The organism is Kitasatospora sp. NPDC041988 (assembly GCF_055588525.1).
Window position 1 is genome coordinate 30,050 of the sequence record NZ_JBVJCO010000040.1, and the last position, 22,366, is coordinate 52,415.

At 73.2% G+C, this 22,366-nt stretch carries 20 protein-coding genes; 8 read left to right on the plus strand and 12 right to left on the minus strand.

Translation table 11 applies throughout. The features are described from left to right. Positions 1-3: 3 nt before the first annotated feature. The 3 genes from ACZ6NC_RS31480 to ACZ6NC_RS31490 all read right to left on the minus strand — a co-directional run bounded on the left by ACZ6NC_RS31480 (position 4) and on the right by ACZ6NC_RS31490 (position 3,612). The gene (locus ACZ6NC_RS31480; RefSeq protein WP_465737254.1) at positions 4-948 is read right to left on the minus strand and encodes an ABC transporter permease; all 945 of its coding nucleotides are present in this window, start codon (positions 946-948) and stop codon (positions 4-6) included. Positions 949-951: 3 nt separating this feature from the next. Then, positions 952-2,538: an ABC transporter substrate-binding protein gene (locus ACZ6NC_RS31485; RefSeq protein WP_465737255.1), complete on the minus strand. Its 1,587-nt coding sequence runs from the start codon at positions 2,536-2,538 to the stop codon at positions 952-954. 117 nt (positions 2,539-2,655) lie between these two features. After that, a complete protein-coding gene (locus ACZ6NC_RS31490) occupies positions 2,656-3,612 on the minus strand; it encodes a TauD/TfdA dioxygenase family protein (RefSeq protein WP_465737256.1) in 957 nt (318 codons plus the stop codon). A 785-nt stretch (positions 3,613-4,397) separates the two neighbouring features. On the opposite strand from ACZ6NC_RS31490, the gene ACZ6NC_RS31495 reads away from it, so the two are divergent. After that, positions 4,398-4,610, plus strand: coding sequence for an SDR family oxidoreductase (locus tag ACZ6NC_RS31495; protein ID WP_465737257.1), 213 nt, complete (start codon positions 4,398-4,400; stop codon positions 4,608-4,610). A gap of 20 nt (positions 4,611-4,630) precedes the next feature. Beyond that, positions 4,631-5,443 carry an SMP-30/gluconolactonase/LRE family protein gene (locus tag ACZ6NC_RS31500; protein WP_465737258.1) on the plus strand — a complete coding sequence of 271 codons (813 nt, stop codon included), beginning with the start codon at positions 4,631-4,633 and terminating at the stop codon, positions 5,441-5,443. Positions 5,444-5,515: 72 nt separating this feature from the next. Here ACZ6NC_RS31500 and ACZ6NC_RS31505 read toward each other — a convergent pair whose 3' ends face one another. Further along, positions 5,516-5,713: a hypothetical protein gene (locus ACZ6NC_RS31505; protein WP_465737259.1), complete on the minus strand. Its 198-nt coding sequence runs from the start codon at positions 5,711-5,713 to the stop codon at positions 5,516-5,518. Positions 5,714-6,003: 290 nt separating this feature from the next. Here ACZ6NC_RS31505 and ACZ6NC_RS31510 point away from each other — a divergent pair, with 290 nt between their 5' ends. Further along, positions 6,004-6,495 (plus strand): cysteine/serine endopeptidase inhibitor, encoded by a 492-nt coding sequence (locus tag ACZ6NC_RS31510; RefSeq protein ID WP_465737260.1) that lies wholly within the window; start codon positions 6,004-6,006, stop codon positions 6,493-6,495. Between the two features lie 224 nt (positions 6,496-6,719). Continuing rightward, positions 6,720-8,132 (plus strand): NAD(P)/FAD-dependent oxidoreductase, encoded by a 1,413-nt coding sequence (locus ACZ6NC_RS31515; protein WP_465737261.1) that lies wholly within the window; start codon positions 6,720-6,722, stop codon positions 8,130-8,132. Positions 8,133-8,324: 192 nt separating this feature from the next. Here ACZ6NC_RS31515 and ACZ6NC_RS31520 read toward each other — a convergent pair whose 3' ends face one another. Further along, positions 8,325-9,311: a quinone oxidoreductase family protein gene (locus ACZ6NC_RS31520; RefSeq protein WP_465737262.1), complete on the minus strand. Its 987-nt coding sequence runs from the start codon at positions 9,309-9,311 to the stop codon at positions 8,325-8,327. 108 nt (positions 9,312-9,419) lie between these two features. Here ACZ6NC_RS31520 and ACZ6NC_RS31525 point away from each other — a divergent pair, with 108 nt between their 5' ends. The 4 genes from ACZ6NC_RS31525 (at position 9,420) to ACZ6NC_RS31540 (ending at position 12,012) form a co-directional block, all read left to right on the plus strand. Then, complete coding sequence (locus ACZ6NC_RS31525) at positions 9,420-9,779, plus strand: ArsR/SmtB family transcription factor (RefSeq protein ID WP_465737263.1); 360 nt, start codon at positions 9,420-9,422, stop codon at positions 9,777-9,779. 147 nt (positions 9,780-9,926) lie between these two features. Beyond that, complete coding sequence (locus ACZ6NC_RS31530; protein WP_465737264.1) at positions 9,927-10,895, plus strand: DUF6528 family protein; 969 nt, start codon at positions 9,927-9,929, stop codon at positions 10,893-10,895. 254 nt (positions 10,896-11,149) lie between these two features. Next, positions 11,150-11,479 carry a hypothetical protein gene (locus tag ACZ6NC_RS31535; protein ID WP_465737265.1) on the plus strand — a complete coding sequence of 110 codons (330 nt, stop codon included), beginning with the start codon at positions 11,150-11,152 and terminating at the stop codon, positions 11,477-11,479. Then, the gene (locus tag ACZ6NC_RS31540) at positions 11,476-12,012 is read left to right on the plus strand and encodes an acyl-CoA thioesterase (protein WP_465737266.1); all 537 of its coding nucleotides are present in this window, start codon (positions 11,476-11,478) and stop codon (positions 12,010-12,012) included. Before ACZ6NC_RS31535 ends, ACZ6NC_RS31540 begins: the two co-directional genes overlap by 4 nt. 308 nt (positions 12,013-12,320) lie before the next feature. On the opposite strand, the gene manA is transcribed toward ACZ6NC_RS31540, so the two are convergent. The 7 genes from manA to ACZ6NC_RS31575 all read right to left on the minus strand — a co-directional run bounded on the left by manA (position 12,321) and on the right by ACZ6NC_RS31575 (position 22,181). After that, on the minus strand, positions 12,321-13,547 hold the full coding sequence (gene manA / locus ACZ6NC_RS31545) for a mannose-6-phosphate isomerase, class I (protein WP_465737267.1): 1,227 nt from the start codon (positions 13,545-13,547) through the stop codon (positions 12,321-12,323). Between the two features lie 23 nt (positions 13,548-13,570). Continuing rightward, positions 13,571-14,515: an ROK family protein gene (locus tag ACZ6NC_RS31550; protein ID WP_465737268.1), complete on the minus strand. Its 945-nt coding sequence runs from the start codon at positions 14,513-14,515 to the stop codon at positions 13,571-13,573. A gap of 77 nt (positions 14,516-14,592) precedes the next feature. Further along, positions 14,593-17,637, minus strand: coding sequence for an alpha-mannosidase (locus tag ACZ6NC_RS31555; protein ID WP_465737269.1), 3,045 nt, complete (start codon positions 17,635-17,637; stop codon positions 14,593-14,595). 44 nt (positions 17,638-17,681) lie between these two features. After that, entirely contained in the window at positions 17,682-18,941 is a 1,260-nt protein-coding gene (locus tag ACZ6NC_RS31560) for a glycoside hydrolase 5 family protein (protein WP_465737270.1), read from the minus strand. 44 nt (positions 18,942-18,985) lie between these two features. After that, a complete protein-coding gene (locus ACZ6NC_RS31565) occupies positions 18,986-19,909 on the minus strand; it encodes a carbohydrate ABC transporter permease (protein WP_465737271.1) in 924 nt (307 codons plus the stop codon). A 4-nt stretch (positions 19,910-19,913) separates the two neighbouring features. Next, complete coding sequence (locus ACZ6NC_RS31570) at positions 19,914-20,786, minus strand: carbohydrate ABC transporter permease (RefSeq protein WP_465737272.1); 873 nt, start codon at positions 20,784-20,786, stop codon at positions 19,914-19,916. A 105-nt stretch (positions 20,787-20,891) separates the two neighbouring features. Beyond that, positions 20,892-22,181 carry an ABC transporter substrate-binding protein gene (locus ACZ6NC_RS31575; protein WP_465737273.1) on the minus strand — a complete coding sequence of 430 codons (1,290 nt, stop codon included), beginning with the start codon at positions 22,179-22,181 and terminating at the stop codon, positions 20,892-20,894. Positions 22,182-22,366: the final 185 nt, after the last annotated feature.

Here is a 22,366-nt window from a genome sequence, read left to right on the forward strand (position 1 = left end):
TGGTTACTCCCACCGGATCCGGGGGTCCAGCCACGCGTACACCAGGTCGGTGAGCAGCTGGACGGTGACGTAGACGGCGACGATCAGCAGCAGGAGGTCCTGCACGACGGGGTAGTCGCGGCGGATCACGCCCTGCTCGATCAGCTGGCCGAGCCCGGGCCAGGCGAAGATCCGCTCCACCAGGACGGCTCCGGCGATGAGTTGGCCGATCTGCAAGCCGAGCACGGTGATCGCGGGAGGCAGCGCGTTGGGCAGCGCGTGCTGCCAGACGATCCGCCGGCGGGAGACGCCGAGCGCGGTGGCGGTGCGGACGTAGTCCTCCGCGAGGGCGCGTTCCATGCCGTCCTTGAGGTAGCGGGCGAGGACGGCGGCGCTCGGCAGGGCCAGGCAGACGGCGGGCATCAGCAGGTACTGGACGGCGAGGTCGGGCTGGTCGAGCAGCGACTCGTGGCCGCCGGCCGGCAGCAGCCCGAGGGTGACCGCGAAGAGCAGCACGAGCAGGACGCCGGTGACGAACGGGGGGACGGCCAGGACGGCGGTGGTGAAGGCGTGGACGGCGGCGGCGACCGGGCGGCGCCGGGCGGTGGCGCCGAGCACCCCCAGCGGCAGCGCGATGACGATCACCAGCAGCAGGGCGCCGAGGGTGAGTTGGACGGTGGCGCCGAGGCCGTTGCCGATCAGGTCGGCGACCTGCCCGCCGATCGCGTAGCTGGGCCCGAGCTCCCCGGTGACGAGGTGGCCGAGCCAGCCGGTGTACTGGGAGAGCAGTGGCTGGTCGAGGCCGAGCCGGGTGCGGACGGCGGCGATGGCCTCCGGCCCGGCGTCGGGGCCGGCCAGCGAGGTGGCCGGGTCGCCGGGGATCAGCCGGAGGATGAGGAAGACCAGGAAGGAGGCGAGGGCGAGGACGAGCAGCCCGGAGGGGAGGCGTTTGAACAGGAGGGTACGCATCGGTCAGGCCGTCAGGTACGCGTCGTCGAGGTTGAGGTAGCCGAACTTGTTGAGGTCGGCGCCGCGGACCTTGCTGCCGGCGACCTCCACCAGGCCGGCGATGGCGAGGTCGATCACGAACTCCTCGTCCAGCAGTACGTCGGTGATCTGCTGGTAGAGGGCCGTGGCCTCGGCGCTGGCGCTGTCCGGGCGCTGCCAGGCCTTCTGCACGATGTCGGTGTAGGCGGGCGAGGCGAAGCGCGAGCTGTTCTTGGCCTCGTTGAACGGGTAGGCGCTCACCGCGAGGGTGGCGGGGTGGAGCTGGGCGAAGCCGTGGCTCAGCGTCCAGAGCGCGGGCATGGACTGCGAGATGAGCTGCTTCTGCATGGTGGGCGAGTCGGTGGGCTGGAGAACCGTCTCGATGCCGACCTGCTTGAGGTCGTACTGGAGGATCTGGGCGATCGCGGTGGCGCCGGGCTCGTTGGAGTGCGCGAACGGCAGGGTGATCGTGGTGAGGCCGGCGTCCTTGAGCAACGCCCGGGCCTTGTCCGGGTTGTGGCTGTAGCGGGTGGCGTTGGCGTCGCTGTACGCGGGCGAGGACTTGGGCCAGGGAGCGGAGGAGACGGTGCCGTAGCCGCCGAGCGCCTGCTGCACCAGCCGGTCGCGGTCCACCGCCCAGGCGATGGCCTGCCGGACGCGCTTGTCGCTCACGTGCTCGGCGGTGAGGTTGGCGCCGATGTAGTAGGCGCCGGAGCCGGTGTCGTACTGCTTGATCAGGAACTGCGGGTCGCTCTTGAGGGTGGCCACGTCCTTGCCGCGGACGGTGTAGGAGAGGTGGGTCTGGCCGGTCTTGAGCGAGGAGAGCAGCGACTCGGCCTGCGGGATGATCCGGATCTCGACCCCGTCGAGGTAGGGACGGCCGGGGTTCCAGTACTTCTCGTTGCGGGCGAAGGTGATCGAGCTCCCGGGCTTGCGCTCGGTGAGGGTGAACGGGCCGGTGCCGACCAGCTTGGTGCCGGCGACAGCGTCCTCGACGGTCGCCGAGTCCGGGATGATCATGAACTCGAAGAGGTCGAAGAGGTTGCTGACCGGGTGGGCGAGGACGAGGGTCAGCTCGAAGTCGCCGTTCTTGCGGAAGTCGGCGACGGCGGCCGCGGTGGAGCGCAGCTGGGCCGAACGAGTCGGGTTCTGTAGGTTCTTGACGGCGAACACCACGTCGTCGGCGGTGAACCTGCGGCCGCTGTGGAAGAGCACGTCCTCGCGCAGTCTGAGGGTGACGCTGGTGCCGTCGGCGCCGACCTGCCAGGAGGTGGCCAGCTCGGGCTGCGGCTGGAGCCTGTCGTCGTACCTGGTCAGGGTGTTGAAGACCAGGCGCTGGACGAGGGTGTTGGCGCTCTGGGCGAAGAGCAGGCTCGGGGTGAAGTCGATGCCGGTGCCCACCGTGAGGACGCCGCCCCGGCGCGGGCCCGGCGAGCCGCTCGCGGCGGAGGAGGCGGTGTCCGCCGCCGAGCGGCAGGCCGCCAGCGTCAGCAGACCGGCTCCGGCGAGGCCCCCGCGCAGCAGGGCGCGACGGGAGAGGCCGGGGGCGGAGGGAGTGGTGAACGCGGTCATGGCGGGTCCTTCGCAGGGGTGGTGGGTTGCGGTCGTGCGGGTGGGTCGTGGTGAGGGCGGTCAGAGCAGCCACCTCGGTCGGACCGGCGGTTCCTGACGAGTGACGGGCGGGCCGGCTCAGGCCTGGAGTGAGGCCTCCAGCTCCTCGGCCGGGACGAGGCCGGCCACCTTCGGTGGCTCGACCGGCTCCAGCAGCCGGCTCGGGGCGCCGTCCACGCCCACCGGCAGGTCGCCGTCCAGGGTGATCCGGCGGACCAGGCGCGGCTCGTCGCCGTAGTCGTTGACGGCGTAGTGCTGGGTCGCCCGGTTGTCCCAGATCGCCACGTCGCCGACCTGCCACTCCCAGCGCACCGTGTTCTCCAGGCGCTCGATGTAGCGCTGGAACAGCGCGATCAGGGCCCGGCTGTCGGCGCCGGACACGCCCTGGATCCTCTGCGCGAACGCACCCAGCACAAGGGACTTCTCGCCGGTCACCGGGTGGACGCGGACCAGCGGGTGCTCGGTCTTGAACGCGGTGGAGACGAACACCTGGCGGAACAGCTTGGCGATCTCCGCGTTGTCCGCCAGCTCCGGCTTGAGGGCCAGGCTCGCCGCGTAGTCGTAGTCGTTGGTGTGCACGGCCCGCAGGCTCTCGGCCAGCACCTTCAGCGGCCCCGGGAGGTCCTGGTAGGCGGCGACGGTGTTGGCCCAGACCGTGGAGCCGCCGGCCGGCGGCAGCTCCAGCGAGCGGAGGATGGACGCCTTCGGGTAGGACGGGACGAAGGTGACGTCGGTGTGCCAGTTGTTGGCGCGCACGCCCTTGGTGGCGTCCAGCTCGAAGATGTACCGGCCGTCGGCGCTGGGCACCGTCGGGTGGCCGACCGGCTGGCCCAACAGGCGGGCGAACGCCTCGTGTTCGGCGTCGTCCAGGTGCTCCTGGCCGCGGAAGAAGAGCACCTTGTGCTCGTACAGGGCGGCCTCGACGGCGGCGACCGTCTCGGCGGGAAGGTCGCCGCCGAGGCGGACGTCGTGGACGATCGCGCCGATCCGGCCGGCGGCCGGGGTGAGGCGGAGCTCGGTGAGGGCGGTGGTCATGGCGGTACCTCGGCTTTCGCGTGATGTCGCGTGATGTCGCGTGATGTCGCGTGGATTCGTGGGGCTTCGAGTAGGGCTTCGGGTGGGGCGGGACAGGTGAAAGGGCAGGGGGCGCGTGCAGGCCGTGGGGAGTAGGGCAGGGCGCCGGCGTGCACGGAGTGCGCGGTGCAGCGGTGCAGCGGCTCGTGGGTTCGCGGCTTCGCGGGGAGAACGGGTGGCGCTGGACGTGAGGGCTGGGCGCCGCGCCCTGGACGGAGCCCGTCCGGCGAGCCCGGCCGCCCGGTCGGGCCGTCAGGGGCTCAGAGGTTGGGGCTTCGGAGGTTCAGCCGTTCAGCAGGTGAGCGTTTCAGCGACAACAGAGGCTGCGGCGACGGCCGCGGCAGGGGCGGGGACAGGCAGGGCACGGGACGTGGCGAACGGTGGTCATCGGCCCTCCTTCCGGCGTGCTGCGAGTGGGCTCGGCGCTCATCGTGCTGAACGCCGAGCTCCGCTGTCAATCGCCATCTTGCCTGCTGAGCAGGGGTGTTGCCGCAGTATGGCTGCCCTGTTGCGGCCGATGGCCGGACGATGGCGGGAGGGCTTCGCGGTGCCGATCGGCCTTGTAGCGGGCCTGTCGGAGTTGCTGACTCTCGGAGCGGAAGAAACCCCGGAGACGCTCCGCGGCGCTGCCGGGCTCGCCCTGGGCCCGAGCGAGGGGGACGGCACCGAGCCTGGAACTGCTGCACGCCCGCGAAGGCGGCGAACCCGGCACGGTGCCGAACGCGTGCGGGGAGGCGAGGTGCGCGATGGCGCCGGGGTCCGCCGTCGCCAAGGCCGCGCCGCCGGCGCTCACCCGGGCCGCCGCCGTCGAGCGGGGACCACGTAGGGTGCGGTGCAACGCCGTTGAGCCGGGACCGTCCCGGTGGAGCGTCACCGGCACGTCTGGACCGATCCGGAGCCGAGCGCGGCCCTGCTGCCCGAGGCCCTGCTGCCTTGGGATCCCGTTGAGATCCCGTTGACATCCCCGAGGAGAAGGCCGATGCGTGCCGAACCCGTTGCCGAGACCCCGCGACTCGCCCTCGGCGAGGGCCCGCGCTGGGACGCCTCCCATGGCCGCCTCCACTGGATCGGGATCCGCGACCGCCGCGTCCTCACCCTGGACGCGTCGAGCGGCCGTGTCGGCGTCACCGAACTCGCGGTCACCCCCGGCGCGTTGATGTTCCGCCCGGACGGCCGGCCGGTGCTCGCCACCGAACGCGGCTTCGAGCTGCTCGACCCCGCCACCGGGCGCACCGAGCTGCTCGCCCCGGTCGAGGCCGACCGGCCGGAGCGCCGGATGAACGACGGCGCCTGCGACCCGTACGGCCGCCCGGTCGCCGGCACCATGCAGCGGGCCGAGCCCTGGCGGCCCGGCCCGCTCTACCGGCTGGAGGACGACGGCATCGCGCGGCCCGTCCTGGACGGGCTGTCCGTCCCCAACGGCCTGGCCTGGCCGGAGCCGGACCGGCTCTGGCACATCGACACCCCGACCCGCCGGATCGACCTCTACGAGTACCCCGAGGTCGGCCCGGTCGGCCGCCGGATCCGTTCACTGGACGTCTCCCACCTGCCGGGTCTGCCTGACGGCATGACCCTCGACGCGGCCGGGAACCTCTGGGTGGCGTTCTGGGACGGCGCCGCCGTCCACTGCCTCTCGCCGGAGGGGCAACTGCTCGCCACCGTGGAGCTTCCGGTGCCGCGCGTGACCAGTTGCGCGTTCGGCGGACCGGACCTGCGCACGCTGTACATCACCACCGCCCGGACCGCCGAACACCCGCTGTCCGGCGCGCTGTTCGCGGTCGGGCGGGTCTGACGGCGACCGCGGCGACCTCTCTTCATACGACGCGGGCGACCTTGTAGGCGATGGTGCCCGCGTGCGGCCCCCTCACCGGCCGAGCAGGCGGGCGAAGTCGAGTCCGAGGCTGCCGAGGACCGGCAGTGCGCCGAGGTCGGTGACCCCGCCGACCGGGATGCTGTACCCCTGGTTGACCTCCCGGGGAGCGGCGGCGGCCGGGGTGACGCCGGTCAGCACGGCGGCGCCGAGGAGCGCGGCGGTGAGAGCGGTGCGAAGCGTGGGGTGCACGGGGCCTCCTGGGGTGCGGAACGTGCCCTGACAACGCGCCGGCCCGCCCTGCGGTCACGTATCGTCCCGCCTTCGGCCGCTTTCGTAAAGCATCGTGACTTGTGTCCATGACAACACATCAAAGGTCTGGACCGCGTCGGCCGGACCGGCATAGCGTCCTGTCCCGGGAGGGTCGGACGTGCTCGAACTCCTTCGCGAAGCCGGCGAATTGGCCTGATCCGGCGATCGCGGGAGGCCCCGGCCCCGCCCGTGCTCGGTATGCCGTCCGCACCAAGAACCGGAGGGGAACCATGCGAATCGTCAAGAACATCAGGAGTGCCCGGATCCTGGCCGGCGCGCCGCTCGCCGCCGCCGCGCTGATCGCCCTGACCGCAGGCTCGGCCAGTGCCGCGATCCCGATCAACAAGCCGATGACCGGCAAGGCCACCTACTACAACGACGCCGGCTACGGCGCCTGCGGCACCCAGATCAACGCCGCCACCCAGATGCTGGTCGCCGTCTCGCACACCTGGTGGACCACTGCCAACCCGAACAACGACCCGGTGTGCAGGGGCATTTCGGTCAAGGTGACCTACCAGGGCAAGACCGTCACCGTGCCCGTCAAGGACCAGTGTCCGTCCTGCGACTCCACCCACATCGACCTCAGCCAGCCCGCGTTCGCCCGGCTCGCGCCGCTCGGCAAGGGCGTGATCACCGGCCTTACCTGGCAGTTCGTCAAGACCGGGTTCGCCGGCGAGACCATCCCGCTCTCCGTGCCCGTCGAGGGCTCGACGATCGGCTAGGCGTTCTGCCGGGCGGGGGCGGTCACGCGAGAGCGGTCGGGCGCCGGGGTGCCCGACCGCAGGCGGTCCGGCACCGGTGTGCCGGGGTGCGAGACGGTGGGCCCCGCCCGTGATGCCTGACAGGGTGCAGGGCCCGGCGGCCGGATCCTGGCAGCGTGGTGGTGGTCCGCGCGGGCGGACGCGGCGTAGCGTCCCCGCAGATCACCGAGCGAAAGCAGGTTCCCGTGGCCCGCAACGGCGACGACACCCCGGCCGTCAACGGCGGCGTCTCCTTCTGGTACGCGCGGAGCGGCCTGCCCGAACCCCGGCCCGCGCTGCCCGGCGACGCGGACGCCGACGTGTGCATCGTCGGCGGCGGGTACACCGGGCTCTGGGCGGCGTACTACCTGAAGAAGGCCGAGCCCGGTCTGCGGATCACCCTGCTCGAACAACGGTTCTGCGGGTACGGCGCGTCGGGGCGCAACGGCGGCTGGCTCTACAACGGCTTCGCCGGGCGGTCCGCCTTCGCCCGCCGGTACGGGCCCGGGCCGGCCGCCGCGATGCAGCGCGCGATGGACGCGGCGGTCGGCGAGGTGGCCGACACCGCCGCGGCCGAGGGCATCGAGGCGGACGTCGTCCGCGGCGGCGTCCTGGAAGTCGCCCGCACCCCCGCCCAGCTCGCCCGGCTCCAGGCCTTCGCCGAGGCCGAGGCCGCCTACGGTCCGGACCGCATCCACCTGCTGACCGGCCGCGAGACCGCCGACCGGATCCGGATCGCCGGCGCCCTCGGCGGCACCTGGACGCCGTACGGAGCACGCATCCAGCCCGCCGAGCTGGCCCGCGGTCTCGCCCGGGTGGTCGAGGCGCTCGGCGTCCGCATCCACGAACAGTCCCCGGTCACCGCCGTCCACCCCGCCGGACCGGGCCGCCGCGCCCGCGCCGTCACCCCGCACGGCACCGTCACCGCCGACCACGTGCTGCGCGCCACCGAGGGTTTCACCGCAGGGCTGAGCGGCGAACGGCGCACCTGGCTGCCGATGAACTCCGCGATGATCGCCACCGAACCACTGCCGCCCTCCTTCTGGGCCGCGGCGGGCTGGGAGGGCCGCGAAGTCCTCGGCGACTTCGCGCACGCCTACATGTACGCGCAGCGCACCGCCGACGACCGGATCGCCCTCGGCGGGCGCGGCGTCCCCTACCGCTTCGGCTCGCGCACCGACTCCGACGGCACCACCCAGGCGGCGACCGTCCGCCAGCTCCGGGCGATCCTCGACAGCTTCTTCCCCGCCGCCGCCGAGGCCCGGATCGACCATGCCTGGGCCGGCGTGCTCGGCGTCCCCCGCGACTGGTGCGCCACCGTCGAGCTCGACCGCACCACCGGCCTCGGCTGGGCCGGCGGCTACGTCGGCAGCGGCGTCACCACCGCCAACCTGGCCGGCCGCACCCTGCGCGACCTCGTCCTCGGCCGTGACACCGGACTCACCCGCCTGCCCTGGGTCGGCCACACCGTCCGCCGCTGGGAGCCCGAACCGCTGCGCTGGCTCGGTGTCCACGCCCTCTACGCGGCCTACCACGCCGCCGACCGCCAGGAGTCCACCGGCCGCCCCACCACCTCTCCGCTCGCCCGTCTGGCGGACGCGGTCTCGGGGCGCGGGTAGCGGGCGTCGGGCGGCGGTCCGCTCGCGGGGAGGGGTGGGCAGTTCACGGCTTTCTGCCTCGTCTCCCGCTGCCTGCAGCAGGTCCTGGGCCTGGGCGCCGCGGCGACCGGCGCCGCAGGCCGAGCCCGGTCGGCGGGGAGCCGAGGACGGCGCCCGCGCGGCTCCGGTCCTCCGCGGACCGGGCGGCGCCGCTCAACCTCCCACGCGCACCACGTACTTGCCGGTGGCCCGGCCCGCTGCCATGGCGTCATGGGCGGCGGGGACGTCGGCGAGTCCGGGCAGCTCGGTGACGGGCAGGGTGAGCCGGCCGTCGGCGAGCAGGCCGACGACCCGGGTGATCGCCCGGCCCAGTCGGCCGGGGGCGGTGGCGGCCAGGCCGCGGTGGCTGAAGCCGGTGACGGTGAGGTTGCCGGCGAGCAGCCGGCCGACCGGGGGCAGGGCGCCGATGCCGCCGCCGCCCGCGTTGCCGAACAGGACGATCCGGCCGCCCACCGCGGCCAGGTCGAGGTCGAGCTCCAGGGCCTCGGTGCCCAGCGGGTCGAGGACGAGGTCGACGCCCAGCCCGCCGGTGGCCTCCCGGACCGCCTCGCGGAGCCGCTCGTCGCGGGCGTACGCGTGGTGGTAGCCGGAGGCCTCGGCGGCCGCGGCCTTCTCGGGGCGGCCCACGGTGCCGATGAGCCGGCCGCCGCCGAGCAGCGGGACGAGCTGGGCGATCGCGCTGCCGATCCCGCCGCCCGCCGAGTGCACGAGGACGGTGTCGCCGGCGGTGAAGCGGCCCGCGTCGGTCAGTAGCAGCATGGCGGTGGCCAGGCCGAGCGGGGCGGCCGCGGCCTCGCGCAGTCCGAGCCCGGCCGGCACCGGCACGGTGAGGGCGGCCTCGGCGAGGACCACCTCGGCGAGGCCGCCGCCGGGCGGCGCGGCGACCACCCGGTCGCCCGCCTGCAGCCCGGTGACGCCTTCGCCCACCGCGCGGACCGTGCCGGCGACCTCCTTGCCCGGCAGGTACGGCCAGCCGGAGTCGTACGCGGCGTCGCCGCGGCGGGTCATCACATCCACGAAGTTCAGCCCGGCGTAGGCGACGTCGACCGCCACCTGGCCGGGGCCGGGGTGCGGCGCCCCGACTTCCTGGATCTGCGAGTTCTCGGCTCCACCGGGTGCGGTCATCACCAGTGCGCGCATGTCGGGCCCCCTCGGCTACGATGTTCGACGAATGTCGAAATTGCTGTGCGGTATTGGTACCACGCAATTTCGATGATTGTCGAACATGACTGACAGGGAGGTCCGTCCGTGCCCCGCAGCAGCACCCGGCGCAAGCCGCCGCTCGCGCACCCCGCGACCGGGGAGATCGACCTGTTCGACGTGCTCCACGCGCTCGCCGACCCCACCCGGATGACCATCGTGCGCATCCTGCGCGCCGAAGCCGAACGCGCCTGCGGCACCTTCCCGGTCGACGTCGCGCCCTCGACACTCAGCCACCACTTCAAGGTGCTGCGCGAGTCCGGCGTGGTCCGGCAGCGCGAGGACGCCAACCGCCGGCTCACCGCCCTGCGTGCCGCCGACCTGGAGGAGCGGTTCCCCGGCCTCCTCGACACCGTCCTCGCCGCGCACGCCCGCACCGCCGCGCACGCCCGCACCTCCGCCGGCTAGGCCCGGTCCGGCAGTGCCCGGGCGTCTCCCGGCCTGGCGTCCCCACGTCGAGCCGGTTTCGTCGGCCCTCCGGGCGTGCCTGCCTGCCGGCCGGGCCGCCGCCCCGCACCGTGGACCCGGAAACCGGACGACGGAGGGACGGGGTGCATGCGCGGGATGCGGGCGCTGCTGGTGGGGCTGATGGTGTTCGGTCTCGGGGTGCCGGCCGGGCCCGCCGGGGCCGTGCGGCCGGGGTGGGCGGTCGTGGTGGTGGACCAGGCCTCGCGAAGTGTCCTCGTGCTGCAGAGCGCCGAGCAGCTGATGGCCTACCAGTGGCCGGACCGGCTGCCGGTGGTGTGGTCGTGGAGCGCGGACCGGGCGCCGGACCTCGCCGACCTCGCCCCGGCGCGCAGCTGGGCCAGGCCGGACGAGGCGAAGAGCCGCACCAGGGCCGGGCGGCGCTACCTGCTCACCACCGCCTCCGGCGGCCTGGTGGCCGTCGTCGACACGGCGACCGGCCGTGCCTCCTGGGCGGCCGACACCGGCGGCGCCAACCCGCACAGCGCGGAGCTGCTCCCGGACGGGAACGTCGCCGTCGCGGCCAGCGACGGCGGCTGGGTCCGGCTGTACACGGCCTCGCAGGGGCCGCGCAGCACCGTCCACGCCGAGTACCGGCTGCGCGGCGCGCACGGCGTGCACTGGGACCGGCGCAGCGGACTGCTCTGGGCGGTGGGGGACGACACGCTCACCGCCCTGCGGGTCGGCGGCACGCCGGCGGCGCCCGAGCTCACCGCCGTCCGCAGTGCCGCGCTGCCGGAGCCGGGCGGGCACGACCTCGCGCCGGTGCTCGCCGCGCCCGGCCGGTTCTGGGTGAGCACCGCCGCGCACCTGTGGCGGTACGACCCGGCGGGCGGCCGCTTCACCCGGGTACCGCTCGGCTCCGAGGCCGCCGGGCGGGACGTCAAGAGTGTCGGCGACGAGCCGGGCACCGGGCGGCTGCTCACCGCGGCCCCCGACCACGCCGGGCCCTGCTCCTGGTGCACCTCGGTGCTCACCTTCCACCGCCCGGACGGCGTCCGAGTGCTGCCCGGTACGCACCTGTACAAGGCGCGTTGGTGGGCCAGTTGGACCGGCTGACCTGCTGTCGCCCCGGTCGGGTCCGCGGTGACAGCGGGTGACCTCCGGGAGGGCATTCGGCTGATGCGGCAGATTTTATGCCCCGGCAAACTACTCCAATGGTGGGCAGTTTCCCGTCGGCTTCCGTAATCCTGTGACGGCGTGGCCGGGCTGGGATAGCGTCCGTTCCGCCGGGGGGTGCGCGATCCGCGCCTGAACCGCTCCGGCGTATTCGAACGCACCAGACAATGCAGTATATTTTTCGGGAGAAAACCGTGCGCAATTGCCTTTCGGAAATCCGGTCGGACGCCGTCGACGAGCTGCGGCTCGCCGTGGACTCGCTCGCGGCGTTCCCGGCCCGGGGCGGGGCCGGCGGCGCCGACGTCGACGTCCCCGACCGCCTGGCCGCGGTGGCCGAGCTCTGCCGGGCCGTCGACGGGGTGCTCGACAGCCTGGTCGTCCAGGCCGCCGCCGAGGCCGCCGAGGAGGGGTGGACCGCCGCCCGGATGGCCTCCGAACACGCCGTCTACTACGCCAGGTTGCAGCGGGCGCTGCTGCCCGCCGGGGCCGGCGGCCAGGGCGACGCCGGGCTGAAGAAGCAGTGAGCGCGCCGCACCCAAACGCGCACGTCCTGACCTGCCCCACCCGGTGGAGCGACGTCGACGAGAACGGGCACATCAACAACGCCCGGTTGGTCTCCTACGTCCAGGAGGGGATCTACGACCTCTTCCGCCACCACGCGGTCGCCGTCCGGGAATCACTTTTCCCGTCCGGATTCCTGATCGCGCGCCATGAGATCGATTACCTGGAGCAGCTCCACCATGCGTCGGAACCATTGCTGGTCCGACTGACCGTGGAACGGCTGGGCCGCAGTTCCGCGCATGTCGAGGTGAATGTCTGCCGCGATCCGCTGACGTATATGCGGGCGCGCACCGTGGTGGTCGCGCGGGACCGGGAATCCGGTCGTTCCCGCAAACTCAGCCAGTCCGAGCGGCGGTTTCTCGAAGCGTTCGTGCCGGGCGGGGCCGCGGCCGATCCGCTGCCCTCGGCGCCGACCCAGCGGGTGGCGGTGAACGCACCGCGCGCCACGGGCCCGGCGCACCGCCCGCGTAGACGCTGCCGCGCCTCTGCGCTCTGACGGCGTCGCCGCCGGCACCGACGAAGCTGCCGGCGGCAAGGGAAGCAACAACGACACGGACAGCAACCGCGGCACGAACGGGTAGCCGCGGCACGGGCAGCGGCCACGGCACGGACAGCGGCAACGGAGCCGCCGGCCGGGGCGCGCCCACACCGGGGCTCTGCCCGGGACCGCACCGCCGGGCCGGCACCGCTCAGCCGAGCGGTTGCCGCCGGCGGTCGCCGGCCCGGCGGAGCCCCGCCGTCCGGCCGCCTCCGCCCCCTCTTCGGGCCTTGGGCAGGCCGTGTGAACCTGCCGGGCGGTGAACCTCAAGGGCCGGTGGTGGCGCGGAACAGCTCCGCGCCCGGGCCGGTGAGGTGGACCGGCTCGCCGGTGGGGCGCAGGTAGGCGGACCGGCCCGGGTGCAGGTCCAGGCGGCGGCCGTCGGGCGCGTGCAGGCGGGCGTGGCCGGCGGTGCAGAGGAGGATCTGCGGGGCCGCGGGCAGGTCGACCCGGGTGGGGCTGCCGGTGGGGTGGAGGCGGGAGAGGCGGAACTCGGCGGCGGGGGAGGGGAACACCTCCTCGACCGCGTCGGCGCCCGGTTCGGGGGCGAGGACGCGGGGTTCGCCGGTGCGGAAGGACGTCACCGCCAGCAGGCCGTCCACGTCGAGGTGTTTGGCGGTGAGGCCGCCGCGCAGCACGTTGTCCGAGTTGGCCATCAACTCGATGCCCAGGCCGTGCAGATAGGCGTGCGGCACCCCGGCGTCGAGGAAGAGCGCCTGGCCGGCCCGGAGTCGGACGTGGTTGAGCAGCAGCGCCGCGACCAGGCCCGGGTCGCCGGGGTAGTCGCGGGCGGCTCGCGCGTACGCGGCGCAGGCCTCGGCGAACGGCCCGCCGTCGTCGGCGACTCGGCACAGTGCCCCGGTGACGGCGGCGAGGTCGGCCGGGCCGGGGTGGACGTCCTCCAGGACGTGGCGCAGGAGCGCGGGCAGCACCTCCCCGGCGGGCCGGTGGCGCAGCGCGGCGGCCCAGGGGGCGAGCAGCGGGACGGCCAGCTCGTCCAGCAGGCGGGCAGTGGCGGTGGCCGGGCGGAACCCGCAGAGCGCTTCGAAGTCGCCGAGGGCGCAGATGAGTTCCGGCTTGTGGCCGCGATCCCGGTAGGTGCGGTACGGGGCGTCGAGCGGGATGCCGCGGGCCTCCTCTGCGGCGTAGCCCGCCCCGGCCTGCGCGCGGGTGGGGTGGACCTGGATCGAGAGGGCACGCTCGGCGGCCAACACCTTGAAGAGGAAGGGCAGTTCCGGTCCGAACCGCCGCACGGTGCCGGCCCCGAGTTCGGCCTCGGGGTCCTCGGCGATCAGCTCGTCCAGCGGGCGCGGCCCGTCGCCGTCGTCGAGCAGGGACGGCGCCGACGGGTGGGCGCCCATCCAGAGTTCGGCCTGCGGCTCGCCGGTGGGCGGGGTGCCGGTGAGTGCGGGGACGGCGGTGGCGGAGCCCCAGGCGTAGGCGCGGACGGGGTTGGCGAGCGGCGCGAACGGGGGGCGGGCGCGTGGGGGCATGGGTGGCTCTCTCGTGACGGGCCCTATCGGCAGAGGGCCGCCGCGCCGATCAGGCCCGCGTCGGTGCCGAGTTCGGCCCGTCGCACGTCGAGGCCGCGGATGTAGGGCAGGGCGGCGTACCGGTCGAGGTGGCGGGCGAGCGGGTCGAACAGTGCGGGGCCGGACTCGGCGACACCGCCGCCGATCACCACCCGGTCGAGGTCGACCAGCGCGGCGGTGGCGGCGATCCCGGCGGCCAGCGCCTGGGCGGCCCGGTCGAAGGAGGCCAGCGCGACCGGGTCACCGGCCAGCGCGTCGGCGGCGACGGCGCGCGCCGAGCGGTCCTCGCCGGCCGGCCGCCAGCCCTGGGCGAGGGCCCGCCGCGCGATGGCCGGGCCGCTGGCGAGGCCCTCCAGGCAGCCGCGCGAGCCGCACGGGCACGGGTCGCCGTCGAGGTCGACGGTGATGTGGCCGAGGTGGCCGGCGTTGCCGCTGGGGCCGGGGCGGACGGCGCCGTCCAGGACCAGCCCGGCGCCGACGCCGGTGGAGACGACCAGGCAGAGCGCGTTGTCGGCGTCCCGGGCCGCGCCGCGCCAGTGCTCGGCGGCGGCCATGGCGACACCGTCCCCGGCCAGCGCCACCGGCACCCCGGCCCTGGCCACGGCGGGGTGGGCGGCGACTTCGGCGACCAGCGGGAACGCCCGCCAGCCGGGGATGTTGACCGGGCTCACCGTGCCGCCTTGGAGGTCCACCGGCCCGGCGCTGCCGATGCCGACGGCGGTCACCGCGGACCACCCGGGGGCCGCGGCGAGGTGGTCGAGCACCCGGTGCACGACGGCCAGCACGGCGGTGCCGGCCTCCCGGGCCGGAGTGGGCAGCTGGAGCCGGTGGGAGAGCTCCCCGTGCCGGTCGACGAGCGCTCCGGCGATCTTCGTCCCGCCGATGTCGACGGCGGCGAACAGCGGGGGAGCGGACGGGGAGGCGGTCATCGCGGGTGGCTCCAGAACGAGAAGCGGGAGGGTGAGCGCCCCCGCCCGGGCGAGCGGGGGCGGTCGAGCAGCGTACGTCAGGCGGACGCGGGCGTCAGCCGCAGTGTGACCAGCTCGAACGGTCGCAGCGCCAGCGCCACGCCGTCCCCGTCCACCGCGACCTCGCCGCGGGTGCCGTCCCACGGCCGCTCCAGCAGGTCGCAGGGCACCGCCCCGGCCAGCGGGAACGAGGCGGTGAGCCGGCCCCGGGCGCGGCCGCCGTTGGCCTCGTAGACGCGGACGACCAGGTCGCCGCTGCCGTCGTCGGCCAGCTTGACCGCGCTGACCACGAGCGCCTCGTCGTCCAGCTCGACCAGCGGCCGGACGGCGTCCACGGAGCCGGTGACCCGCCGCTCGGGCAGGCTGATCAGGTAGCCCTCGCGGACGGCGTCGGCGATCCCGGCGCCCGGCACCAGCGCGTGCCGGAACCGGTGCAGCCCCTGGTCGGTGCGCGGGTCGGGGAAGCGCGGCGCGCGCAGCAGCGAGAACCGGACGGTCGTGGTGGTGCCGCCGTCGGCCTCGCGCACCGTGCGGGTGACGTCGTGGCCGTAGGTGGAGGCGGTGACCAGAGCGACGCCCCAGCCCGGCTCGTCCAGGTGGACGAAGCGGTGGTTGCAGGCCTCGAACTTGGCCGCCTCCCAACTGGTGTTGGTGTGGGTGGGCCGGTACTGGTGGCCGAACTGGGTCTCGGCGGCGTACCGCTCGGTGTGCACGTCCAGCGGGAAGGCCGCCTTGAGGAACTTCTCGGTCTCGTGCCACTCCACCTCGGTGTCGATGTCCAGCCGCTGCACGCCCGCGCGCAGGGTCAGCGTCTGGACGACCGTGGACGAGCCGAAGGACCGCGCCACCCGCACGGCCACCGCGTCCGGCGCGTCGTGCGACACCGTCAGTGAGTCGGCCCCGGTCAGGTCGGTGACGGTGTTGCGGTAGAACTGGTCCACGTCCCAGGCGTCCCACATGTTCGGGAAGTCCGGGTGCAGCTGGAGCAGGTTGGCTCGGGCGCCGGGGGCCACGGTCTCCCGGCCGGTCGCGAGGTCGACCACCGAGACCACCAGACCGTCGCCGTCGACGGTCACCGAGAGCAGCCCGTTGGCCAGGACGAACCCGCCCCCGGCGCGAGCGGCCACCGAGCAGCCCGCCGCCCCGGCCGGTACCGCCGCCCCGCCCGCCGGCACCGCCGAGCGGCGGTGCGGAGCCGCGTTGAACACCAGCTCGCGCCCGCCCGCGGCGTCCCCGGCCAGCGCCTGCTGCGCCCGGCCGATCAACGCCTCCAACTCCGCGGCCAGGCCCGCGTAGGTGGCCTCCGCCTCGCGGTGCACCCAGGCGATCGACGAGCCGGGCAGGATGTCGTGGAACTGGTGCAGCAGCACCGTCTTCCAGATCTTGTCGAGCTGCTCGTGCGGGTACGCCAGGCCGGTGCGCAACGCGGCGGTGGCGCACCAGAGTTCGGCTTCGCGCAGCAGGTTCTCGCTGCGGCGGTTGCCCTGCTTGGTCTTGGCCTGGCTGGTCAGGGTGGCTCGGTGCAGCTCCAGGTACAGCTCACCGACCCAGACCGGCGGCTGCGGGTACTCGGCCTGCGCCTTCTCGAAGAACTCGGCCGGCCGCTCCCAGCGCACCGTGGCCGAACCCTCCAAGTCCCGCAGGCGGGCCGCCTTGGCGACCATCTCGCGCGTCGTCCCGCCGCCGCCGTCGCCCCAGCCGGTCGGGGCGATCGAGTGCCGGGCGACGCCCTTGTCCTTGAAGTTCCGCGCGGCGTGCGCGATCTCCTTGCCCTTCATGGAGCAGTTGTAGGTGTCCACGGGCGGGAAGTGCGTGAAGATCCGCGTCCCGTCGATGCCCTCCCAGAGGAAGGTGTGGTGCGGGAACTTGTTGACCTGGCTCCACGAGATCTTCTGCGTCAGCAGCCACTTGGAGCCCGCGTTGCGGATGATCTGCGGCAACCCGCCGGTGAAGCCGAACGTGTCCGGCAGCCACGCCTCCTGGTTCTCGACCCCGAACTCCTCCAGGAAGAACCGCTTCCCGTGGACGAACTGACGGGCCATCGCCTCGGAGCCGGGCATGTTGGTGTCGGACTCCACCCACATGCCGCCGGCCGGCACGAACCGGCCCTCGGCCACCGCCTTCTTGACCCGCGCGTACACCTCGGGCCGGTGCTCCTTGATCCAGGCGTACTGCTGCGCCTGGGACATGGTGTAGACGAAGTCCGGCTCGTCCTCCAGCAGCGCCGTCATGTTGGCGGTGGTCCGGGCGACCTTGCGGACGGTCTCGCGCAGCGGCCAGAGCCAGGCCGAGTCGATGTGCGCGTGGCCGACCGCGCTGATCCGGTGCGCGGACGGCGCGGCGGGCGCGGCCAGCACCTCGGCCAGCTGCGAACGGGCGGCCGCAGCCGTGCCGTTGACGTCCTGGAGGTCGATCGCGTCGAGCGCCCGCTCGACGGCCCGCAGCACGTCCCAGCGGCGGGCGCCGTCGACCGGCAGCTCCTCCATCAGCTCGCCGAGTACCTCCAGGTCGATCACGAGCTGCCAGACCGTCTCGTCGAAGACCGCGAGGTCCATCCGCTCCAGCTTGTACTGCGGCTCCGAGCCGGCGGTCTCCCTGTCGCCCAACTCGGTCGGCAGGAAGGGGTGGTAGTCGAGGATGACCGGGTTGGACGCGGCCTCGACGTGCAGCTCCACCGGCTCACCGCCGGCCGCCGGGGCGGCGATCCGCACCCACTGGTTCTGCGGGTTGAGGCCCTTCACCGGGGTGCCGTCCGGGCGGTAGACCAGGCCCTCGCACTGGAAGCCGGGCATGTTGGCGTCGAACCCGAGGTCGATCAGCGCCTCGACCGTCCGCCCGGCCCACGCCTCGGGCACCGTGCCGGTGACGGTGATCCAACTGGTGCCCCACGGCGCGCCCCACGCGTCGCCGACGGCGATCGGGGTGCGCGGCGCGGCCAGGCCCTCGGCGACCGGGACGGGCTCGCCGGGCGCCGTCCAGACCGAGACCGTCAGCGGGACGGACTCGGGGTAGACCGCCGGGCGGATGCGCTCGTCCAGGACGCGCTTGAGGCGGGACTCGACCAGGGTGCGGTCATCGTGCATGTCTGCAGGCTCCGTTGCGTGACTGAGAGGGTGGGCGGTGATCGTCAGCGTACGTCTTCGGGGTGGACCACCTCGGTGATCCCGCGGGCGGCCAGGTGGGCGGCGTCCTCCGCGTGTTCGGCGAGCACCGTGGTCGGCCGGGCGCCGGCCTCGGCGAGGCGCATGAACGCCTCGAAGACGGCGCCGCCGGGGCCGCAGACCGAGCGCTTGGGCGAGGTCACCTCGTCGCCGGTGGCGACCACCACCGCGGTGGTGCGCGGGCGCGGCGGCGCCCAGCCGGCCCGCACCTGCGCGACGGCGGCGGCGATCCGGGCGCCGGCCGGCTTGACCCGGCGGTCGGTGGTGAGCAGGCCGAGGCTGTACTCCAGCTCGGGGAAGTCGGCCAGCGAGCGGTCCACGTCGTGCGAACACCACCAGGTGACGCCCCAGAGGTCCGGGCAGTCCAGCACCGCGTCCACGGTGTCGCCGGTGAAGCGGGCGGCGTCCTCGGCGGTGATGTGCGGGGCCGGCGCGCCGACCTCCTGCAGCCAGACCGGGCGGTGCGGGTCGTCCGCCCAGGCCTTGGCCAGCTCGACCAGGTAGGCGGCGTGCTGCGCGGTGGCGGTGGAGTGCGCGCCGTAGCGCTGCGCGGTGCCGTTGAACACCCAGGAGTGCACGGCGGTGGCCGCGCCGATCCGGGCCGAGTGCCAGGGCGTGAACGGGTGCTCGTCCAGGTACCAGGCGGCGTCGTAGGAGGCGTGCAGGTTGAGCCGGCCGGGCGCGCCCTGCTCGCAGGCGTCGAGCATCCGGCGCAGCCAGGCGTCGACCTGTTCGGGGGTGGCCCGGTCCGGGTCGGGGTGCGGCTCTCCGGAGAACTGGTTGACCTCGTTGCCGACCGTCATGCCCAGGAAGTTGGCGCGGCCCTGCAGCGCCCCGGCCAGCGTGCGCAGGTAGGCGGCCTGGCCGTCCACCACGTCCGGGTCGGTGAACATGTTGCGCCGGTGCCAGGTCTGCGTCCATGAGGGCTGGAAGTCGAAGCTGGACAGGTGGCCCTGGAGCCCGTCGACGGCGACGTCCAGCCCGCGCTCGCCGGCGGCGTCCACCAGCGCCGCCAGCTGCTCGACGGCGCGCGGGCGGATCAGGCTGCGGTTCGGCTGGAAGACGGGCCAGAGCGGGAAGACCCGGACGTGGTCCAGGCCGAGCGCGGCGACGGAGTCGAGGTCGGCGCGGACGGCGTCGAGGTCGAAGTCGAGCCAGTGGTGGAACCAGCCGGCGGTGGGGGTGTAGTTGACGCCGAAGCGCGGGGCCTGCGGGGTGCCGGTCATCTGCGGTCGATTCCTCAACGGTGTCGGGGCGTACGGACGGTGGGCTATCCCTTGACGGCTCCCTCCTCGACGCCTCGGAAGAAGAAGCGCTGGCAGACGCCGAACACCACGACGATCGGCAGGAAGGCGATCATGGTCCCCGCCGCGATCAGCCGGGGATTGGCGGAGAAGGTGCCGTTGAGGTACTGAAGCCCGACGGTGAGGGTGTACTTCTGCGGGTCGTTGAGCACGATCAGCGGCCAGAGGAAGTCGTCCCAGGCGCCGATGAAGGTGAAGATGACGATCACGCTGAGCATGCCCCGCACGTTCGGCAGGCCGACGTGCCAGAGCCGCTGCCAGACGTTGGCGCCGTCCACCAGTGCGGCCTGGTCGAGTTCGACCGGGACGGCGGCGAAGGCGGTGCGCATCAGCAGCACGTTGAGCATCGCGATCGAGCCCGGCAGCGCGACGCCGGCCAGGGTGTCGGCCAGACCGAGGCTGCGCACCAGCACGTACTGGGAGACGATGGTGACCTCGCCGGGGAGGACGAGCGTGGCGAGGAAGAGGCCGAGGACGAGCTTGGCGCCTCGGAAGCGCAGGCGGGCGAACGCGTAGCCGGCCAGCGTACAGCCGACCACGTTGCCGGTGATGCAGACCGCGGCGACGATCACCGAGTTGAACGCGTAGGTCCACACCGGGATGGTGTCGGCGACCTTGCCGTAGTTGCCGAGGGTGGGCTGGTCGGGCAGGAAGGTCGGGGTGCGGGTGTAGACGTCCTCGTGCGCGCCCTTGAGGGAGGTGGACAGCTGCCAGAGGAACGGGCCGATGACCAGGAGCAGGACGAGCAGCAGGAGCAGGTAGCGGACGGCGGTCTGGGCGGGGGAGGGGGTGTTGAAGCCCCGGGAGCCCCGGGAGCCCTTGGCGGTCTTCGTCGGGCGGGTGGTCGCGGGATCGCGGTGGGATGCCACGGGGTCGCGGAGGGTGGTCACGGGTTCAGGCCGCCTTCCGGTTGAGCCGCATCAGGAACAGCATCGGGCCGAGCGTGACGACGAACAGCAGCAGGCTGAGAGCCGAGGCGTAGCCGAGGTGGCCGTTGAAGCCGCGGCTGTACATCTGGATCAGCATCACCACCGACATGTCCCGCCCGCCGGGGCCGCCCTGGCCGTTGGAGAGCACGTACAGCTCGGAGAAGACGCGTAGCGAGCTCACCGAGATCAGCGCGGAGATGAGGATCATGGTCGGCCGCACCCCGGGCAGGGTGACGTGCCAGAACCGGCTCACCGGGCCGGCGCCGTCCACGGCCGCCGCCTCGTGCAGTTCCGGCGGGACGTTGGCCAGGGCGGACAGGTAGATGACCATGTAGTAGCCGAGGCCCTTCCAGACGGTCAGGGCGATCGCGCTGAACAGCAGCAGCCACCGGTCGGTGAGGAAGGAGACCGGGGAGCCGGCGAGCCCGGTCTGCTGGAGCACTCCGTTGACCAGACCACGGTCGTCCAGCACCCAGCCCCAGATCAGCGCCACCACGACGGCGGAGGCGATCACCGGGGTGTAGAACGCGGTGCGGAAGAAGGTGATGCCGGGGATCTTGCGCTGGACGAGCAGGGCGAGCAGCAGCGGCAGGACGGTCAGCAGGGGCAGGCAGATCAGCATGAAGACGATGCTGTTGAGCAGGGCGTCGGCGAGCTGTTCGTCGTCCAGCAGGCGGCCGTAGTTCTCCAGGCCGGTGAACTGCCCGCCGCCCAGGGGCTTGGCGTTGGTGAAGGACAGGATCACCGTGTTGACGGCCGGCCAGAGGTTGAAGACGGCCAGCCAGACTATCGCGGGCCCGGCGAGCAGCCAGGGGGTGAACCAGCGCCGGTGGGTCATTGCCGTTGCCTTCCTGGGGCCTGGGGGGTGGTGCGGGTCATTCCCGGGAGCGGCGGGTGGGGGAGACCCGCCGCTTCGCCGGTACGGGGTGGGGCGCGGTGGGGGTCAGCCCTTGAGCAGCTTGTTGCACTGCTCGACGGCGGAGTCCAGCGCCTGCTTGGAGCTCGCGTCGCCGCTGATGGCCAGGGCGATCTGCTGGTTGATGATGGTGCTCATCGCGTCGTCGACCTCGACGGGCTGGATCAGCTTGGCCTTGGCGAGCGAGTTGAACGCGATCACCTTGGCGTCGCTCGCGTTGCTGCCGTCGCTCTTGCTGAAGAACGGGTCGTTCGCGGAGGTCTTGGTGGACGGGAAGATGCTGGTCAGGTGGGCGAAGGCGGCCTGGTTCTCGGCGTTGGTGACCCAACGGGAGAGGGCGACCGCGGCGGCCGGGTTCTTGGTGTTCCTGGGGATGGACAGGCCCTGGACGTACAGCGGCGGGGTGCCCAGCGCGGGTGAGGGGATCACCTTCGGGGAGAGCGTCGGGTTGTCGGTGGCGAGGCTGGTGATGTAGTTGGCGCCGGCGGTGGTCCAGGCGGCGGTGCCGGCGTTGAACAGCTTGGAGTTCCCGGCGTAGCGGTTGGTCAGCACGTCGTTGGGGAGCAGACCCTCCTTGAAGGCGTCGCGGTACTTGTCGAGCAGCGCGGCGGCCTCGGGAGTGTTGAAGGTGAAGGACTTGCCGTCGTCGGACATGAGCTTCACACCGGCGTTGTAGAGGTCGCCGAGGCCCGGCTTGCGGCTCATCAGGTAGGTCTGGCCGCCGGACTTCTCCTTCATCACCCGGGCCTGGGCGATGAGTTCGTCCAGGGAGGTCGGGATCTTCTTCGGGTCCAGGCCGTTCTTCGTGAGGAGTTCCGAACTCCAGTAGTTCACATCGGTGTTGAGGTACCAGGGGTAGCCGAAGGTGCCCTGCCGGCCGGCGAAGCGGTAGGCGTCGACGCCGCCGGCGACGTACTCGTCGGCGAGCTTGGGGTCGGCCTTGGCGACATCCAGCAGGAGGTCCTTCTTCGCGAGCGGGAGGGCGAAGTCGGGCGGGAGGTTGACCACGTCGGGCAGGGTGCCGGCGGCGGCCTGGCTGAGCACCTTGTCGGAGTAGCCCTCGCCGGGCTGGTCGAGCCACTCGACCTCGACGCCGGGGTACTTCTTCTTGAAGCCGTCGATCACGCCCTGCATGTAGTCGGTGAACTTCGGCTTGAGTGCCCAGGTCTGCAGCGAGACCTTGCCCTTGACCTCGCCGGTGGCGGCCGCACTCGCCACGCTGTCGCTGTTCTTGGTGTCACCGGAGCCGAGTCCGCAGCCGGTGAGCGCGGCCGCGGTGAGGGCCGTTGTCGTCAGTGCCGCCCAGATTCTTCGCATGAGGGTCTCCCGTCCTGGGGGTGGGTGGGGGATCGTGCTGAGCTCGGGGTGTTGCCCGGGGATGTTCCGGGGTTCTCTCAACGGGGGTTGTGCCGCACTCCGGAACCTGACTAACTAAACCGGTCTAGCTATGGCAGGGACTATGCTCCCGCCTAAACTTGGATGTCAAGAGAGGAGTCGGATCC